Here is an 18,344-nt window from a genome sequence, read left to right on the forward strand (position 1 = left end):
CCATGGGACTCGAAGAGAAACTGCCGAGCGGCTTCCTGCTGACCACCGTCGAACAGGCCGCGGGCTGGGTCCGGAAGGCCTCCGTCTTCCCCGCGACCTTCGGCCTCGCCTGCTGCGCCATCGAGATGATGACCACCGGCGCCGGCCGTTACGACCTGGCGCGCTTCGGCATGGAGGTCTTCCGCGGCTCCCCGCGCCAGGCCGATCTGATGATCGTGGCCGGCCGGGTCAGCCAGAAGATGGCGCCGGTCCTGCGGCAGGTCTACGACCAGATGCCCAATCCCAAGTGGGTGATCTCCATGGGGGTTTGCGCATCGTCGGGCGGAATGTTCAACAATTACGCGATTGTGCAGGGTGTGGATCACATTGTGCCGGTTGACATCTATCTGCCGGGTTGTCCGCCCCGCCCGGAGATGCTGATGGACGCGATCCTCAAGCTCCACCAGAAGATCCAGAACTCCAAGCTGGGCGTGAACGCCGAGGAGGCGGCCCGCGAGGCGGAGGAGGCGGCGCTCAAGGCCCTGCCGACCATCGAGCTGAAGGGCCTCATGCGGTGAGTGACGAGACCCCCAACCCCGAGAAGGACCTCAGCGCGCAGAACCTGCCCGGGCAGCGCGGCGAGCACGGTGAGGAGGTCCGCCGCCAGCGCGGCATGTTCGGCGCGAACAACGGCGGCGACACCTCCGGGTACGGCGGCCTGGTCCGCTCCGTGCGCCTGCCGGGACCGGCCACCCGCCCGTACGGCGGATACTTCGACGAGGTCGCGGACGAACTAGAGGGCGCGCTCGAAGAACAGGGACTGGTCCCCGGCAACGCGATCGAGAAGACCGTCGTCGACCGCGGCGAGCTGACCTTCCACATCGAGCGCGAGCACCTCGTCCGCGTGGCCCGCACCCTGCGTGACGACCCGGCGCTCCGCTTCGAGCTCTGCACCGGCGTCTCCGGCGTCCACTACCTCGGCGACAAGGGCCGCGAGCTGCACGCCGTCTACCACCTGCGCTCACTCACCCACGGCCGGCTGATCCGCCTGGAGGTCTCGGCCCCCGACGCCGACCCGCACATCCCCTCGCTGGTCGCGGTCTATCCGACCAACGACTGGCACGAGCGCGAGACGTACGACTTCTTCGGCATCGTCTTCGACGGCCACCCCGCCCTCACCCGGATCATGATGCCGGACGACTGGCAGGGCCACCCGCAGCGCAAGGACTACCCCCTCGGCGGCATCGCCGTCGAGTACAAGGGCGCCCAGATCCCGGCTCCGGACCAGCGGAGGTCGTACTCGTGACCAGCCCCAACGCATCGTCAGCACGCGACACCACCGAGGGGACCGTCTACACGGTCACCGGCGGCGACTGGGAAGAGGTCGTCGAGTCCGCCGCCAAGGCCGACGACGAGCGCATCATCGTCAACATGGGTCCCCAGCACCCGTCCACCCACGGCGTGCTCCGGCTGATCCTGGAGATCGACGGCGAGACCGTCACCGAGGCCCGCTGCGGCATCGGCTACCTGCACACCGGCATCGAGAAGAACCTCGAGTACCGGACCTGGACGCAGGGCACCACCTTCGTCACCCGCATGGACTACCTCACCTCGTTCTACAACGAGACGGCGTACTGCCTGGGCGTCGAGAAGCTGCTCGGCATCACCGACCAGATCCCGGACCGGGCGAGCATCATCCGCGTCCTGCTGATGGAGCTCAACCGGCTCTCCTCGCACCTGGTCTGCATCGCCACCGGCGGCATGGAGCTCGGCGCCACCACGATCATGATCTACGGCTTCCGGGACCGCGAGCTGATCCTGGACCTGTACGAGCTGATCACCGGCCTGCGCATGAACCACGCGTTCATCCGACCCGGCGGCCTCGCCCAGGACCTCCCGCCCGGTGCGGTCGACGCGGTGCGCGAATTCGTGAAGACCATGAAGAAGAACCTGCCGGAGTACGACAAGCTCGCCACCGGCAACCCCATCTTCAAGGCCCGCATGCAGGACGTCGGCTACCTCGACCTCACCGGCTGCATGGCGCTGGGCGCCACCGGACCGATCCTGCGCTCCGCGGGCCTCCCGCACGACCTGCGCAAGACCGACCCGTACTGCGGCTACGAGAACTACGAGTTCGACGTGCCGACCGCCGACACCTGCGACGCCTACGGCCGCTTCCTCGTCCGCCTCGAGGAGATGCGCCAGTCGCTGCGGATCGTCGAGCAGTGCCTCGACCGGCTGGAGCCCGGCGCGGTCATGGTCGCGGACAAGAAGATCGCCTGGCCCGCCCAGCTCGCGCTCGGCGTGGACGGCCTCGGCAACTCCCTCGACCACATCAAGAAGATCATGGGCACCTCCATGGAGGCCCTGATCCACCACTTCAAGCTGGTGACCGAGGGCTTCCGGGTCCCGCCCGGCCAGGCGTACGCGGCCGTCGAGTCGCCCAAGGGCGAACTCGGCGCGCACGTCGTCTCCGACGGCGGGACCCGCCCCTACCGGGTCCACTTCCGCGACCCCTCGTTCACCAACCTCCAGGCCATGGCCGCGATGTGCGAAGGCGGCCAGGTCGCCGACGTCATCGTCGCGGTCGCGTCCATCGACCCCGTGATGGGAGGCGTCGACCGATGACGGACGGACACACCAGTCTCGGGATGCCCCAGCTGCCCGCCCCCGCGTACCCGGACGACGTCCGGGCCCGGCTGGAGGCGGACGCCCGCGAGATCATCGCGCGCTACCCGGGGTCCCGCTCCGCGCTGCTGCCGATGCTGCACCTGGTGCAGTCCGAGGAGGGGCACGTCACGCGTACCGGCATGCAGTTCTGCGCCGAGATGCTGGACCTGACGACGGCCGAGGTCACCGCCGTCGCCACCTTTTACACCATGTACCGGCGCAAGCCCTCGGGCGACTACCAGGTGGGCGTCTGCACCAACACGCTCTGCGCGGTCATGGGCGGCGACGCCATCTACGAGGCCCTGCAGGAGCACCTCGGCGTCGGCGGCCACGGCGCCGGCGACACCACCGAGGACGGCAAGGTGACGCTGGAGCACATCGAGTGCAACGCGGCCTGCGACTTCGCGCCGGTGGTGATGGTCAACTGGGAGTTCTTCGACAACCAGACCCCCCAGTCGGCGAAGCAGCTGGTGGATGATCTGCGGGCCGGCCGGACCGTCGAGCCCACCCGCGGCGCCCCGCTGTGCACCTTCAAGGAGACCGCGCGCATCCTGGCCGGCTTCCCCGACACGCGCGAGGGCGCGGTCGAGGCCACCGGAGGCGCCGGACCCGCCTCGCTCGTCGGGCTGCGCCTGGCCAAGGGCGAATCCCCGCACCGCAAGATCGGCCACCCCCGCGGCGAAGCAGCCAGTGGGGAGGGGGAGTGATGACCTTGGCACCCGAGATCGACAACAGCAGCCCCGAGAAGCTGCTCGCGCCCGTGCTCTCGGCGTTCTGGGACCAGCCGAACGCCTGGACGCTGGAGACGTACAAGCGGCACGAGGGCTACGAGGGCCTGAAGAAGGCGCTCGCCATGTCGCCGGACGACGTCATCGCGTACGTCAAGGACTCCGGTCTGCGCGGCCGCGGCGGCGCCGGCTTCCCCACCGGGATGAAGTGGCAGTTCATCCCGCAGGGCGACGGCAAGCCCCACTACCTCGTCGTCAACGCGGACGAGTCCGAGCCCGGGACCTGCAAGGACATCCCGCTGCTCTTCGCCAACCCGCACTCCCTCATCGAGGGCATCGTGATCGCCTGCTACGCGATCCGCTCGAACCATGCCTTCATCTATCTGCGCGGCGAGGTCGTCCCCGTGCTGCGGCGGCTGCACGAGGCGGTCCGCGAGGCGTACGAGGCCGGGTACCTCGGCCGCGACGTCCTCGGCAGCGGACTCGACCTCGAACTCACCGTGCACGCGGGCGCGGGCGCGTACATCTGCGGCGAGGAGACCGCGCTGCTCGACTCGCTGGAAGGGCGCCGCGGCCAGCCCCGGCTGCGTCCCCCCTTCCCCGCGGTCGCCGGTCTGTACGCCTGCCCCACCGTGGTGAACAACGTCGAGTCCATCGCCTCCGTTCCCGCGATCCTGAACAAGGGCAAGGACTGGTTCAGGTCGATGGGCAGCGAGAAGTCCCCCGGCTTCACGCTCTACTCGCTCAGCGGCCACGTCGCCTCGCCCGGCCAGTACGAGGCCCCGCTCGGCATCACGCTCCGTCAGCTGCTCGACATGAGCGGCGGGATGCGGCCCGGGCACCGGCTCAAGTTCTGGACCCCGGGCGGCTCCTCGACCCCGATGTTCACCGACGAGCACCTCGACGTCCCGCTGGACTACGAGGGCGTCGGCGCGGCCGGTTCCATGCTCGGCACCAAGGCCCTGCAGTGCTTCGACGAGACCACCTGCGTGGTCCGCGCGGTCACCCGGTGGACCGAGTTCTACGCGCACGAGTCCTGCGGCAAGTGCACGCCGTGCCGCGAGGGCACGTACTGGCTGGTCCAGCTGCTGCGCGACATCGAGGCCGGCAAGGGCGTGATGTCCGACCTCGACAAGCTGAACGACATCGCCGACAACATCAACGGCAAGTCGTTCTGTGCGCTCGGAGACGGCGCCGCCTCCCCGATCTTCTCCTCGCTGAAGTACTTCCGCGAGGAGTACGAGCAGCACATCACCGGCCGGGGCTGCCCCTTCGACCCGGCCAAGTCGACCGCCTGGGCGGACAACCACAAGGAGGTGACCGCATGACGGAGGACCTCGTCTCGCTGACCATCGACGGCATCGAGATCTCCGTCCCCAAGGGGACCCTGGTCATCCGCGCCGCCGAGCAGCTCGGCATCGAGATCCCGCGGTTCTGCGACCACCCGCTCCTCGACCCGGCCGGCGCCTGCCGCCAGTGCATCGTCGAGGTCGAGGGCCAGCGCAAGCCGATGGCGTCCTGCACGATCACCTGCACCGACGGCATGGTGGTCAAGTCGCAGCTGACGTCGCCGGTCGCGGAGAAGGCACAGCACGGCGTGATGGAGCTGCTGCTCATCAACCACCCGCTGGACTGCCCGGTCTGCGACAAGGGCGGCGAGTGCCCGCTGCAGAACCAGGCGATGTCGCACGGCCAGGCCGAGTCCCGCTTTGAGGGGAAGAAGCGGACGTACGAGAAGCCGGTGCCGATCTCCACGCAGGTGCTGCTCGACCGCGAGCGGTGCGTCCTGTGCGCCCGCTGCACCCGGTTCTCCAACCAGGTCGCCGGCGACCCGATGATCGAGCTGATCGAGCGCGGTGCGCTGCAGCAGGTCGGCACCGGCGAGGGCGACCCGTTCGAGTCGTACTTCTCCGGCAACACCATCCAGATCTGCCCGGTCGGCGCGCTGACCTCGGCGGCGTACCGGTTCCGCTCCCGCCCCTTCGACCTGGTGTCCTCGCCGAGCGTCTGCGAGCACTGCGCGGGCGGCTGCGCGACCCGGACCGACCACCGCCGCGGCAAGGTGATGCGCCGGCTCGCCGCCGAGGACCTCGAGGTCAACGAGGAGTGGATCTGCGACAAGGGGCGGTTCGCGTTCCGGTACGCGCAGCAGCGCGACCGGCTGACCACGCCCCTGGTGCGCAACCCGGAGTCCGGCCACCTGGAGTCCGCTTCCTGGCCGGAGGCCCTGGAGGCGGCGGCCCGCGGGCTGGTCCGCGGACGGACCGGCGTGCTGGCCGGCGGGCGGCTCACGGTCGAGGACGCGTACGCGTACGCCAAGTTCGCCCGGGTCGCGCTCGACACCAACGACGTCGACTTCCGGGCCCGGATCCACTCCAGCGAGGAGGCCGACTTCCTGGCCTCGGCCGTCGCGGGGCGGGGCCGGGACCTGGACGGTACGGGCGTCACGTACACCTCGCTGGAGGCCGCACCGGCCGTGCTGCTCGCCGGACTGGAGGCCGAGGAGGAGGCCCCCGGGGTCTTCCTGCGGCTGCGGAAGGCCTGGCGGAAGAAGGGCCAGAAGACGTACGGGCTCGCGGCGTTCGCCACGCGCGGCCTGACGAAGGCCGGCGGCACGCTGCTGCCCGCCGCGCCCGGCACCGAGGCCGAGTGGCTGGACGCGCTCGCGGCCGGTACCGGCCTGGAGGGCCCGGGCGTCGAGGCGGCCGAGGCGCTGCGCACGGAAGGCGCCGTGATCGCCGTCGGCGAGCGGCTCGCCGGAGTGCCCGGCGCGCTGACCGCGGCGGTCCGGCTGGCCACGGCCACCGGGGCACGCCTGGTGTGGATCCCGCGCCGGGCAGGCGAGCGGGGCGCGCTGGAGGCGGGCGCGATCCCGTCGCTGCTGCCCGGCGGCCGTCCGGCGACCGATCCGCGGGCCCGGGAGGAGGTCGCGGGCGCGTGGGGCGTCCGCGAACTCCCGCACGGCTACGGCCGGAGCACCGGCCAGATCGTGGAGGCCGCGGCCACCGGAGAGCTCGGCGCGCTGCTCGTCGGCGGCGTCGAGGTCGGCGACCTGCCGGACCCGGCGCGGGCGCGCGAGGCGCTCGAGGCCGCGTTCGTGGTGTCGCTCGAACTGCGGCCGGGCGAGGTGACCGAGCGGGCCGACGTGGTGCTGCCGGTCGCCGCGGCCGCGGAGAAGGCCGGCACGTACCTCAACTGGGAGGGCAGGGCCCGGCTGTTCGAGGCCGCGCTGAAGCCCGAGCAGATGACCCGGCCGCTCGCGCCGACCGATCTGCGCGTGCTGCACATGCTCGCGGACGCGCTCGACGCGCACCTGGGCCTGCCCGACCTGCGCTCCGCCCGGCGCGAGCTGGACCGGCTCGGCGGCTGGGACGGCGAGCGGGCCTCCGCGCCCGCCGAGCCCGCCGTACCCGCGGCCCGGCCCGGCGACGGCGAGGCCGTCCTGGCCGGCCACCGGCTGCTGCTCGACCTGGGGCGGCTCCAGGAGGGCGACGCGGCCCTGGCGGGCACCCGCCACGCGGCGGTCGCGCGGCTGTCGGAGGCGACGGCCGGCGACGCGGGCGTGAAGGACGGCGACGTCCTCGCGGTGACCGGCCCGTCCGGCACGGTCGCACTCCCGCTCCAGGTCACCGAGATGCCCGACCGCGTGGTCTGGCTCCCACTCAACTCGCCCGGCTCCGCGGTCCTGGACACCCTGGGCGCCCGCCCCGGCGCCCCGGTCCGCATCGGCCCGGCGACCCCGGCGACGTCGAAGGAGGTGCAGGCATGAACACGCCGCTCGCCGCGGAAGACCTGTCCATGTTCGGGACGGACCCCTGGTGGCTCGTCCTGATCAAGGCGGTGTTCTGCTTCGCCTTCCTGATGGTGACCGTGCTGTTCTCCATCGTGTGGGAGCGCAAGGTCGTCGCCTGGATGCAGCTGCGCATCGGCCCCAACCGCCACGGCCCCTGGGGCTTCCTGCAGTCCCTCGCGGACGGCGTGAAGCTGATGCTCAAGGAGGACGTGATCGTCCGCCGCGCGGACAAGGTCGTGTACGTCCTCGCGCCGGTCATCGCCGCGATCCCCGCCTTCATGGCGATCGCCGTGATCCCGTTCGGGCCGTCCGGCAACGAGGTGTCGATCTTCGGCCACCGGACCGCGATGCAGCTGACCGACCTGCCGATCGCGATGCTGTACGTGCTCGCCATCGCCTCGGTCGGCATCTACGGCATCGTGCTCGCCGGCTGGTCCTCCGGCTCCACGTACCCGCTGCTCGGCGGCCTCCGCTCCTGCGCGCAGATGATCTCGTACGAGATCGCCATGGGCGCCGCGTTCGCCTCGGTCTTCCTCTACTCCGGGTCGATGTCGACCTCGGCGATCGTCGAGGCCCAGGCCGACCGCTGGTTCATCGTCCTGCTGCCGGTGTCGTTCATCATCTACATCGTCACGATGGTCGGCGAGACCAACCGCGCCCCGTTCGACATGCCGGAGTCCGAGGGCGACCTCGTCGGCGGCTTCAACACCGAGTACTCGTCCATCAAGTTCGCGATGTTCATGCTCGCCGAGTACGTGAACATGGTGACGGTCTCCGCGGTGTCGGTGACGCTCTTCCTGGGCGGCTGGCGCGCCCCCTGGCCGATCTCCACGTTCTGGGAGGGCGCCAACCACGGCTGGTGGCCGCTCCTCTGGTTCGTCCTCAAGGTGCAGCTGCTGCTGTTCTTCTTCATCTGGCTGCGCGGCACGCTGCCCCGCGTCCGCTACGACCAGCTGATGAAGCTCGGCTGGAAGGTCCTCATCCCGGTCTCCGTGGTCTGGCTGATGCTGGTCGCCACCGTCCGGGCGCTGCGCAACGAGAACTACGACTTCCAGACGATCGTGCTGTACGTGGCCGGGGCCGTGCTCGCGGTGCTGCTGCTGTCCTTCGTCGCGGACATGTTCCGCGACCGCAAGGGGAAGGCGGACCGGGCCGAGCCCCAGGACGCCCGCCCGTTCGACCCGATGGCCGGCGGCTACCCCGTACCGCCGCTGCCCGGACAGACCCTCCCGCCGGTGCCGCGCAGGCGGCCCCGCGCCGAGCGGGAACTGATTGTCAGTGGTGGCCCCGATACTGCTGCCGAGAGTGACGGAAAGGAGACGGACGGTGTCTGATTTCCAGAATCCGGTGGCCGGCTTCGGCGTGACCTTCAAGGCCATGTTCAAGAAGCGGCTGACGGAGCAGTACCCGGAGCAGCGGAAGACCACCGCCCCGCGCTTCCACGGCCGGCACCAGCTCAACCGGCACCCGGACGGGCTCGAGAAGTGCATCGGCTGCGAGCTGTGCGCCTGGGCCTGTCCGGCCGACGCCATCTACGTGGAGGGCGCGGACAACACGGACGAGGAGCGCTACTCGCCCGGCGAGCGGTACGGCCGCGTCTACCAGATCAACTACGCCCGCTGCATCTTCTGCGGGCTGTGCATCGAGGCCTGCCCGACGCGGGCGCTGACGATGACCAACGAGTTCGAACTGGCCGACTCCTCCCGGGCCAACCTGATCTTCACCAAGGAGCAGCTGCTCGCCGGCCTGGAGGAGGAGATGGTCGACACCCCCCACGCCATCTTCCCGGGCATGGACGAGCAGGACTACTACCGGGGCCTCGTCACCGGCGCCGCGCCGGGGACGGTCCGTCAGGTCGCCGTGTCCAAGGGGGAGCAGGGCGAAGCGGAAGAGGTGGACGCATGAGCGCCGCGCTCGCCGCCGCCACGACCTCCACGGGCGAGGCGTTCCAGTTCTGGGTCCTCGGCACCGTCGCGGTGCTCGGCGCCCTGGGCACGATCCTGATGCGCAGGGCCGTGCACAGTGCCCTCTGCCTCGCCGGAACCATGATCGTCCTGGCCGTGTTCTACCTGGCCAACGGCGCGTACTTCCTCGGCATCGTGCAGATCGTCGTCTACACCGGCGCGATCATGATGCTGTTCCTCTTCGTGGTCATGCTGGTCGGCGTCACGGCCGCCGACTCGCTGAAGGAGACCCTCAGGGGCCAGCGCTGGTGGGCCGCTCTCTGCGGCCTCGGCTTCGGCATCCTGCTCGCCGCCGGCATCGGCAACGCCTCGCTGCAGGAGTTCGCCGGACTCGGCGCGGCCAACGCCGCCCAGGGCGGCAACGTCGAGGGCCTCGCCGCCCTGATCTTCACCAAGTACGTCTTCGCCTTCGAGATCACCGGCGCGCTGCTCATCACCGCGGCCGTCGGCGCGATGGTGCTCACCCACCGGGAGCGCACCGAGAAGGCCCGCACCCAGCGCGAGCTGGCCGAGCAGCGCGTACGGCGCGGCACGCAGGTGCCGCCGCTGCCCGCCCCCGGCGTCTACGCCCGGCACAACGCCGTGGACGTCGCCGGTCTGCTGCCCGACGGCACCCCGTCCGAGCTGACCGTGATGCAGACCCTGCGCAGGCGGGGCCAGGTCCGGGACGTGTCCGGCGAGGCGCTGGCCGATCTCAAGGCGCTGGAACAGCGCTCCGAGGAGCGGCTCGGCCGCGACCGGGACGAAGAGGAGGCCACCCGGTGAATCCGGTCAACTATCTCTATCTCGCCGCCCTGTTGTTCACCATCGGCGCGGCAGGCGTGCTGATCCGGCGGAACGCGATCGTGGTCTTCATGTGCGTCGAGCTCATGCTCAACGCCTGCAACCTCGCGTTCGTGACCTTCTCCCGGATGCACGGCAACCTCGACGGCCAGGTCATCGCGTTCTTCACGATGGTCGTCGCCGCCGCCGAGGTCGTGGTCGGCCTCGCGATCATCGTGTCGCTGTTCCGTTCCCGCCACTCGGCCTCGGTCGACGACGCCAGCCTGATGAAGCTGTGAGGGGCTGAATCGTGGAGAACCTGATTGCGCTGCTCGTCGCGGCGCCCCTGATCGGAGCGGTGGTGCTGCTCTGCGGGGGACGGCGGCTCGACCGGGCCGGGCACTGGCTCGGCACGCTGCTCGCGGCCACGTCCTTCGTCCTCGGCCTGGTGCTCTTCGCCGACATGCTCGGCAAGCCGGCCGACGACCGGACGCTGCAGACCACCCTGTACAGCTGGATCCCGGTCGAGGGCTTCCAGGCCGACGTCGGCTTCCAGCTCGACCAGCTGTCGATGACCTTCGTCCTGCTGATCACCGGTGTCGGCTCGCTCATCCATCTGTACTCGGTCGGGTACATGGAGCACGACGAGCGCCGCCGCCGCTTCTTCGGCTATCTGAATCTGTTCCTCGCGGCCATGCTGATCCTGGTGCTGGCCGACAACTACCTGCTGCTGTACGTCGGCTGGGAGGGCGTGGGCCTCGCCTCGTACCTCCTGATCGGCTTCTGGCAGCACAAGCCCAGCGCGGCCACCGCCGCCAAGAAGGCATTCCTGGTCAACCGGGTCGGCGACATGGGCCTGTCGATCGCGATCATGCTGATGTTCACCACCTTCGGCACCTTCGCCTTCGGCCCGGTGCTGGGTGCGACGGAGGCGACGTCCGAGGGCAAGCTGACCGCGATCGCGCTGATGCTGCTCCTCGCCGCCTGCGGCAAGTCGGCCCAGGTGCCGCTGCAGTCCTGGCTCGGGGACGCGATGGAGGGCCCGACCCCGGTCTCGGCCCTGATCCACGCGGCCACCATGGTCACCGCCGGCGTCTACCTGATCGTCCGCTCCGCCGACATCTTCAACGCCGCCCCGGACGCGCAGCTCGTCGTCACCGTGGTCGGCGCGGTCACGCTCCTCTTCGGTGCGATCGTCGGTTGCGCGAAGGACGACATCAAGAAGGCGCTGGCCGGTTCGACGATGTCGCAGATCGGCTACATGGTCCTCGCGGCCGGCCTCGGCCCGATCGGCTACGCCTTCGCGATCATGCACCTGGTGACGCACGGCTTCTTCAAGGCCGGGCTGTTCCTCGGGGCCGGCTCGGTCATGCACGGCATGAACGACGAGGTGGACATGCGCCGTTACGGCGGTCTGCGGAAGTACATGCCGATCACCTTCGCCACCTTCGGCCTCGGCTACCTCGCGATCATCGGCTTCCCGGGCCTGTCCGGCTTCTTCTCCAAGGACAAGATCATCGAGGCGGCCTTCGCCAAGGGCGGCACCGAGGGCTGGATCCTCGGCGGCTGCGCCCTGCTCGGCGCGGCGATCACCGCGTTCTACATGACGCGCGTGATGCTGATGACCTTCTTCGGCGAGAAGCGCTGGCAGCCCGACGAGAAGGGCGAGCTGCCGCACCCGCACGAGTCGCCCAAGACCATGACGGTGCCGATGATCCTGCTGGCCTTCGGGTCCGTGTTCGCGGGCGGCATCTTCGGGATCGGCGACCGGTTCGTCACCTGGCTGGAGCCGGTCACCGGCTTCGAGCACGGCCACCCGCCGATCGGCGCCGCGGCCATCACCGGTGCCACGATCGCGGTGATGCTGCTCGGCGTCGGCCTGGCCTGGCTCCAGTACGGCCGCAAGCCTGTCCCGGTCACCGCGCCGCGCGGCTCGCTGCTCACCCGGGCCGCCCGCCGCGACCTGCTCCAGGACGACTTCAACCACGTGGTGTTCGTCCGCGGCGGCACCCATCTGACCCGGTCCCTGGTGTACGTCGACCACAGCCTCGTCGACGGCGTGGTCAACGGCACCGCGGCCTCGGTCGGCGGGCTCTCCGGCCGGCTGCGCAAGCTCCAGAACGGCTATGCGCGGACGTACGCGGTCTCCATGTTCGGAGGTACGGCGGTGCTGATCGCCGCGACCCTGCTGATGAGGGCGGTGTGACGGCCATGTCCGAAATGGTCAATGTGGGGTTCCCGATCCTGACGGCGACGGCGGCGGTGCCGGCGGCCGGCGCGGTGCTCACCGCCGCCGTCCCCGCCGCCCGGCGCACCGCAGCCAAGTGGCTGGCGCTGATCGTCTCGCTCGTCACCCTCGTGCTCGCCGGGATCGTGGCCTTCGACTTCGAACCCGGCGGCGACCGGTACCAGTTCGTCGAGTCGTACTCCTGGATCAAGGACTTCGGAGTCCGCTACGAACTCGGCGTGGACGGCATCGCCGTGGCGCTGATCCTGCTCACCGCCGTGCTCATCCCCTTCGTCATCCTGGCCGGCTGGCACGACGCCGACCCCCTGGCTGTATCGAATAGCGGCTCCGCCGCGTGGAAGTCCAGCCGCTGGCGGCCGACGCAGGGCTTCTTCGCCCTGATCCTGGCCGTCGAGGCGATGGTGATCCTCTCCTTCGAGGCCACCGACGTCTTCCTCTTCTACATCCTCTTCGAGGCCATGCTCATCCCGATGTACTTCCTCATCGGCGGCTTCGGGGACCGGGCCCACACCGGCACGGACGAGAACGCGGCGGCCCAGCGCTCGTACGCGGCGGTCAAGTTCCTGCTCTACAACCTGGTCGGCGGCCTGATCATGCTGGCCGCGGTCATCGGGCTGTACGTGGTCGCGGGGAACTTCTCGCTCACCGAGATCGCCGCCGCCCGTGCCGAGGGCTCGCTGGAGATGGCGACCAACACCGAACGGCTGCTGTTCCTCGGCTTCTTCTTCGCCTTCGCGGTGAAGGCGCCGCTGTGGCCGCTGCACACCTGGCTGCCCAACGCGATGGGGGAGTCGACCGCCCCGGTCGCCGTGCTCATCACCGCGGTGGTCGACAAGGTCGGCACCTTCGCGATGCTCCGCTTCTGCCTCGGCCTGTTCCCCGAGGCCAGCACGTGGGCCACCCCGGCGATCATCGTGCTCGCGCTGATCAGCATCGTGTACGGGGCCCTGGTGGCGGTCGGCCAGCGGGACATCAAGCGCCTGGTCGCCTACGCCTCGATCTCCCACTTCGGCTTCATCATCATGGGCATCTTCGCGATGACCAGCCAGGGCCAGTCCGGCGCGACGCTGTACATGGTCAACCACGGGATCTCGACGGCCGCGCTGATGCTGGTGGCCGGCTTCCTGATCTCGCGCCGCGGCTCCCGGCTCATCGCCGACTACGGCGGCGTGCAGAAGGTCGCCCCGGTGCTCGCCGGCACCTTCCTGATCGGCGGTCTGGCCACCCTGTCGCTGCCCGGACTCGCCCCGTTCGTCAGCGAGTTCCTGGTCCTGGTCGGCACCTTCGCCCGGTACCCGGTGGCCGGCATCGTCGCCACCACCGGCATCGTCCTCGCCGCGCTCTACACCCTCGTCCTGTACCAGCGGACGATGACGGGCCCGGTGAAGGAGGAGGTGCGGACCATGCCCGACCTGCGGGTGCGTGAGCTGGCGGTGGTCGCTCCGCTGATCGCCCTGCTGATCTTCCTCGGGGTGTTCCCGAAGCCGCTGACCGACATCGTCAACCCCGCGGTCCAGCACACCATGTCCGACGTGCAGCAGACCGACCCGCGCCCCGAGGTGCCGGTCCAGAACGTGGAGGCGGCCCAGTGAGCACAACGGCTGTCCACAGCCTGTGGACGACGGCGGCCGAGCCCATCGGCCGGATCCCGTCCCCCGAGATCGAGTACGGGCAGCTCGCGCCCGTCCTCATCGTCGTCGGCGCGGCGGTCGTCGGCATCCTCGTCGAGGCGTTCGTGCCACGCCGGGGCCGCTACCACACCCAGGTGTTCCTGAGCGTGGTCGCCCTGGCGTCCGCCTTCGCCGCGGTCGTCGGCCTCGCGGCCACCGGCAACGCCACGACGAAGTCGGGCATCGCCGCCATGGGCGCGATCGCCGTCGACGGACCGGCGCTGTTCCTGCAGGGCACGATCCTGCTGGCGTCGATCGTCGCGGTGTTCACCTTCGCCGAGCGCCGGCTCGACCCGGCCGACCACGGCCACCGGGTCGACTCGTTCGCCGCCGAGGCCGCCGCCGTCCCCGGCAGTGACCAGGAGAAGGCGGCCGTGAAGGCCGGGTTCACCACCACCGAGGTCTTCCCGCTGGTGCTGTTCGCGGTCTCCGGCATGCTGGTCTTCCCGGCGGCCAACGACCTGCTGACGCTGTTCGTCGCCCTGGAGGTCTTCTCCCTGCCGCTGTACCTGCTCTGCGCCGTCGCCCGCCGCAAGCGGCTGATGTCGCAGGAGGCCGCGGTGAAGTACTTCCTGCTCGGCGCCTTCTCCTCGGCCTTCCTGCTGTTCGGCATCGCCCTGCTGTACGGCTACGCGGGCTCCGTCTCGTACGCCACCATCGCGAACGTCGTCGACGGCACCGTCGGCTCCGTCGACCCGGCCCTCGCCACCACGATGGGCAACGACGCGCTGCTGCTCATCGGCTTCGCGATGGTGCTGACGGGCCTGCTGTTCAAGGTGGGCGCGGTGCCGTTCCACATGTGGACCCCGGACGTCTACCAGGGCGCGCCGACCCCGGTCACCGGCTTCATGGCCGCGGCCACCAAGGTCGCCGCGTTCGGCGCGATGCTGCGCGTCCTGTACGTCGTGCTGCCCGGTCTCACCTGGGACTGGCGACCCGTCATGTGGGGCGTCGCCATCGTCACGATGCTGGGCGGCGCGATCGTCGCGATCACCCAGACCGACATCAAGCGGCTGCTCGCCTACTCCTCGATCGCGCACGCCGGGTTCATCCTGGCCGGTGTCATCGCGGCCACCCCGGCGGGCGTCTCGTCGGTGCTGTTCTACCTGCTGGCCTACTCCTTCGTGACGATCGGCGCGTTCGCGGTCGTCACGCTGGTCCGGGACGCCGGCGGCGAGGCCACCCACCTGTCCAAGTGGGCCGGTCTGGGCCGCCGTTCGCCGCTGGTCGCGGCGGTCTTCGCGGTCTTCCTGCTCGCCTTCGCCGGCATCCCGCTGACCTCCGGGTTCTCCGGCAAGTTCGCGGTGTTCAAGGCGGCCGCGGAGGGCGGCGCGGGCGCGCTGGTCGTGGTCGGCGTGGTGTCCTCGGCGATCGCCGCGTTCTTCTACATCCGGGTGATCGTGCTGATGTTCTTCAGCGAGCCGAAGGCGGACGGCCCGACGGTCGCCGTGCCCTCGCCGCTGACGATGACCACGATCGGGGTCGGCGTGGCGGTCACGCTGGTGCTCGGCCTCGCGCCGCAGTACTTCCTCGACCTGGCCGGCCAGGCGGGCGTGTTCGTCCGGTAGCCGGCGTACGGACGACGAAGGGCCCGGCCCCCTCGGGGGCCGGGCCCTTCGTCGTGCCGTCAGACCTCGCGCGCGGGCGCGATCCGGCCGGTGACCTCGCCGAGGCCGACCTTGGTGCCGTCCGGGCCGGGCGCCCAGGCGGTCAGGGTGACCTCGTCGCCGTCCTCGAGGAACGTCCGCTTGCCGGTGGGCAGCTCGATGGCGTCCCGCCCGTTCCAGGTCAGCTCCAGGAGCGAGCCGCGCTGGTGCACCTCGGGCCCGGAGACGGTGCCCGAGCCGTACAGGTCGCCGGTGCGCAGCGAGGCGCCGTTGACCGTCATGTGGGCGAGCTGCTGGGCGGCCGTCCAGTACATCGTCGAGAACGGCGGCTCGGAGACCACCTCGCCGTTGATGGTGACGGTGATCCGCACGTCGTAGCCGCCGGGCTCCTCCTCCGCGGAGTCGTCCAGGTACGGCAGCAGGGGGAAGTCGCGGGCCGGCGGGGCGGTCCGGGCGGCGTCCAGGGCCTCCAGAGGGGTCACCCAGGCGGAGACAGAGGTGGCGAAGGACTTGCCGAGGAACGGGCCGAGCGGCACGTACTCCCACGCCTGCACGTCGCGGGCCGACCAGTCGTTGAGCAGGCTCAGCCCGAAGACGTGCTCCCGGAAGTCGCCGAGCGCGACCGGCGTGCCCAGCTCGGACGGGACGCCGACGACGAAGCCGACCTCGGCCTCGATGTCCAGCTTGACGGAGGGGCCGAAGACCGGTGCCGGGTCGGTCGGGGCCTTGCGCTGCCCGCAGGGGCGCACGACGTCGGTGCCGGAGACCACGACGGTGCCGGCGCGCCCGTGGTACCCGATCGGCAGGTGCTTCCAGTTGGGCGTGAGCGGGTCGCCGTCGGGCCGGAACATGTGGCCCACGTTCGTGGCGTGGTGCTCGCTGGCGTAGAAGTCGACGTAGTCGGCGACCTCGTACGGCAGGTGCATCGTGACCGCGTCCAGCGGGTGCAGCAGCGGCTCGATGTCGGCGCGGTGCGCGGGCACGGTGACCCACGCGGTCAGCGCCCGGCGCACGTCGCGCCAGGCGGTGCGGCCGGCGGCGAGCAGCGGGGTGAGGCTCGGCTGCGCGAGCAGGGTCGCGTACGGGGAGCCCAGGGCGTGCGCCGCGGCCCCCGCGTCGAGCACATGGCCGCCGATGCGGACGCCGAGCCGGCGCCGGCCGGGCTCGTCGGCGGTGCTGAAGACGCCGTACGGAAGGTTGTGCGGGCCGAAGGGGTCGCCCTCGGCCAGATCGAGCGGGCTCTGCTCGGTCATCGGTCCCTGCCTCGCTTTCCACGGGTGTGGGGGACACGTTACGACGAGGGCCGGGCGGGGCGGCAGTGTCCGATGAGCCGGACGCCGTGTTCGTCGGCCCGACGGGAACATGACATGCGTCACAGAAAAACCTGCGTGATCGTGGGCAACTGTCCGGGTTCTTCCGCTTCGCTGCCCGGTCCGGCCGCCGGACGGTCCGCGGGCCCCGGAAAACCCCCGACTCGACGTCACCTCGGGGCCATAGCATCACGATCACGCGTCGCCGCTGCGTGCCGATCATCCGCAGCGGCGAACCGCGACCCCCACACCTCTGCTTTTCGCCGTATGTCCTTTCCCGAGCAGGAAAAGGTTCCGATTTTGAAGATTCGCCGCATGCTCGCCACGGCGGTCGCCGCCGCCGTCACCACCCCCGTCGTGCTGCTCTCCGCCGCTCCCGCGTTCGCCGACACCAAGCCGGCCGCCACGCAGCAGGAGCAGCAGAAGCCGACCATCGAAGAGCTGGAGCGCCGCGTCGCCGCGGCGCAGAAGGCGTACGACGCCGCCGTCGCCGCCCTCACCAAGGCCACCGCCGACCGCGAGGCGGCCCTGAAGGACGACACCGCCCTCGCCAAGGCCGCCGCCGAGGCGAAGACGGCGGCCGACACGGCCAACGCCGCCCTGAAGGACGCCGAGACCAAGCAGGCCGAGGCCCAGGCCGCGCTGGACGCCCTCCCGGCCGACGCGCCGGCCGAGGACCGGACCGCCGCCGAGAAGACGCTGGAGGAGGCCAAGGCCCTCACCGCGAAGCTCGCCGGCGAGGCCGCGGCCGCCGCCACCAAGCTGGCGAACGCGCAGACCGCCCGCGACGACGAGCGCGTCAACGCGGTCCGTGCCGAGTCCCTCGCCAAGAAGGCCAAGGAGGACGCGTTCAAGGCCCTCGAGGCCGCGAAGGCGGAGCTGGAGAAGGCCAAGGCCGAGGAGGACGGCGGTGAGGACGAGGGCGAGGAGTGCGTCCCCGAGCCGAAGTTCACCACCGTCGTGAACGGTCTGCCCACCAAGGTCGTCGGCGGCACCACGGTGAACTTCACCATGAAGGTCACCAACGGCACCGACAAGAAGATGGACGAGGTGTACCCGTACGCCTTCGTCCACGCCTTCGACACCAAGGGCCTCAAGGAGCTCGACAAGTACCTGGACCTGGAGTACTACTCCGGCGGGAACTGGAAGGACGCCGACGACGAGACCGAGACCGAGTTCGGCATCGGCAACGTCGGCCCGCTGAAGGCCAAGTCCTCGCTGACCGTCAAGCTCCGCCTGAAGGTCGACGCGAAGATCCCGGCCGGCCAGGGCGCCGCGTTCGTCGCCGGTGACTACTGGAACAACGACGAGTCCTGCGGCGGCACGCCCGACCTGGACTACTACGAGTTCGAGATCCTCGCCAAGGGCAGCAACCCCGGCAAGGTCGAGGACTCCAAGGGCAAGCCGGGCAAGCCGAACGGCAACACCGCCCAGGGCGGCACGTCCAACACCCCGGTGACCAACGGCACCACGAACGGTGCGCTGGCGAAGACCGGCTCCAGCGACGTCGTCCCGCAGATCGCCATGGCGGGTGCGGCGGCCGTCGCCCTCGGCGTCGGCGCGATGGTCGTCGTCCGCCGCCGCAAGGCCGGCTCGGACGCCTGATCCGGCTG

The 18,344-nt window shown here is 70.5% G+C and carries 15 protein-coding genes; 14 read left to right on the plus strand and 1 reads right to left on the minus strand.

All coding sequences use genetic code 11. From position 1 onward, the window contains the following. Nucleotides 1-2 precede the first annotated feature (2 nt). The 13 genes from ABZO31_RS19180 to nuoN are packed head-to-tail and all read left to right on the plus strand — an operon-like array spanning nucleotide 3 to nucleotide 15,382. Nucleotides 3-557, plus strand: coding sequence for a NuoB/complex I 20 kDa subunit family protein (locus ABZO31_RS19180; protein WP_406862460.1), 555 nt, complete (start codon nucleotides 3-5; stop codon nucleotides 555-557). Beyond that, nucleotides 554-1,285, plus strand: coding sequence for an NADH-quinone oxidoreductase subunit C (locus ABZO31_RS19185; protein WP_406862461.1), 732 nt, complete (start codon nucleotides 554-556; stop codon nucleotides 1,283-1,285). The genes ABZO31_RS19180 and ABZO31_RS19185 overlap by 4 nt, the downstream gene beginning before the upstream one ends. Then, on the plus strand, nucleotides 1,282-2,607 hold the full coding sequence (locus tag ABZO31_RS19190; RefSeq protein WP_406862462.1) for an NADH-quinone oxidoreductase subunit D: 1,326 nt from the start codon (nucleotides 1,282-1,284) through the stop codon (nucleotides 2,605-2,607). The genes ABZO31_RS19185 and ABZO31_RS19190 overlap by 4 nt, the downstream gene beginning before the upstream one ends. Beyond that, nucleotides 2,604-3,356, plus strand: a complete 753-nt coding sequence (nuoE, locus tag ABZO31_RS19195; RefSeq protein ID WP_406862463.1) for an NADH-quinone oxidoreductase subunit NuoE — start codon at nucleotides 2,604-2,606, stop codon at nucleotides 3,354-3,356. Before ABZO31_RS19190 ends, nuoE begins: the two co-directional genes overlap by 4 nt. Then, nucleotides 3,356-4,705: an NADH-quinone oxidoreductase subunit NuoF gene (nuoF, locus tag ABZO31_RS19200; protein WP_406862464.1), complete on the plus strand. Its 1,350-nt coding sequence runs from the start codon at nucleotides 3,356-3,358 to the stop codon at nucleotides 4,703-4,705. Before nuoE ends, nuoF begins: the two co-directional genes overlap by 1 nt. After that, nucleotides 4,702-7,146 carry an NADH-quinone oxidoreductase subunit G gene (locus ABZO31_RS19205; protein WP_406862465.1) on the plus strand — a complete coding sequence of 815 codons (2,445 nt, stop codon included), beginning with the start codon at nucleotides 4,702-4,704 and terminating at the stop codon, nucleotides 7,144-7,146. The genes nuoF and ABZO31_RS19205 overlap by 4 nt, the downstream gene beginning before the upstream one ends. Further along, a complete protein-coding gene (gene nuoH, locus ABZO31_RS19210; protein ID WP_406862466.1) occupies nucleotides 7,143-8,504 on the plus strand; it encodes an NADH-quinone oxidoreductase subunit NuoH in 1,362 nt (453 codons plus the stop codon). The genes ABZO31_RS19205 and nuoH overlap by 4 nt, the downstream gene beginning before the upstream one ends. Further along, nucleotides 8,497-9,075 (plus strand): NADH-quinone oxidoreductase subunit NuoI, encoded by a 579-nt coding sequence (gene nuoI, locus ABZO31_RS19215; RefSeq protein WP_406862467.1) that lies wholly within the window; start codon nucleotides 8,497-8,499, stop codon nucleotides 9,073-9,075. Before nuoH ends, nuoI begins: the two co-directional genes overlap by 8 nt. After that, complete coding sequence (locus ABZO31_RS19220) at nucleotides 9,072-9,899, plus strand: NADH-quinone oxidoreductase subunit J (RefSeq protein ID WP_406862468.1); 828 nt, start codon at nucleotides 9,072-9,074, stop codon at nucleotides 9,897-9,899. The genes nuoI and ABZO31_RS19220 overlap by 4 nt, the downstream gene beginning before the upstream one ends. Next, on the plus strand, nucleotides 9,896-10,195 hold the full coding sequence (gene nuoK / locus ABZO31_RS19225; protein WP_393646107.1) for an NADH-quinone oxidoreductase subunit NuoK: 300 nt from the start codon (nucleotides 9,896-9,898) through the stop codon (nucleotides 10,193-10,195). Before ABZO31_RS19220 ends, nuoK begins: the two co-directional genes overlap by 4 nt. 11 nt (nucleotides 10,196-10,206) lie before the next feature. Continuing rightward, entirely contained in the window at nucleotides 10,207-12,102 is a 1,896-nt protein-coding gene (gene nuoL / locus ABZO31_RS19230; protein ID WP_406862469.1) for an NADH-quinone oxidoreductase subunit L, read from the plus strand. 23 nt (nucleotides 12,103-12,125) lie between these two features. Then, on the plus strand, nucleotides 12,126-13,736 hold the full coding sequence (locus ABZO31_RS19235; protein WP_406865404.1) for an NADH-quinone oxidoreductase subunit M: 1,611 nt from the start codon (nucleotides 12,126-12,128) through the stop codon (nucleotides 13,734-13,736). Then, nucleotides 13,733-15,382, plus strand: coding sequence for an NADH-quinone oxidoreductase subunit NuoN (gene nuoN / locus ABZO31_RS19240; RefSeq protein ID WP_406862470.1), 1,650 nt, complete (start codon nucleotides 13,733-13,735; stop codon nucleotides 15,380-15,382). Before ABZO31_RS19235 ends, nuoN begins: the two co-directional genes overlap by 4 nt. A 59-nt stretch (nucleotides 15,383-15,441) precedes the next feature. Here the strand turns inward: nuoN and fahA are convergent, their stop codons facing one another. Next, nucleotides 15,442-16,674: a fumarylacetoacetase gene (fahA, locus tag ABZO31_RS19245; RefSeq protein WP_406862471.1), complete on the minus strand. Its 1,233-nt coding sequence runs from the start codon at nucleotides 16,672-16,674 to the stop codon at nucleotides 15,442-15,444. A gap of 372 nt (nucleotides 16,675-17,046) precedes the next feature. Here fahA and ABZO31_RS19250 point away from each other — a divergent pair, with 372 nt between their 5' ends. Beyond that, nucleotides 17,047-18,336, plus strand: coding sequence for a peptidase (locus tag ABZO31_RS19250; RefSeq protein ID WP_406862472.1), 1,290 nt, complete (start codon nucleotides 17,047-17,049; stop codon nucleotides 18,334-18,336). Nucleotides 18,337-18,344: the final 8 nt, after the last annotated feature.

Source organism: Streptomyces solicamelliae (assembly GCF_045348655.1).
In the GTDB taxonomy this organism is placed as follows: Bacteria; Actinomycetota; Actinomycetes; order Streptomycetales; family Streptomycetaceae; genus Streptomyces; species Streptomyces solicamelliae.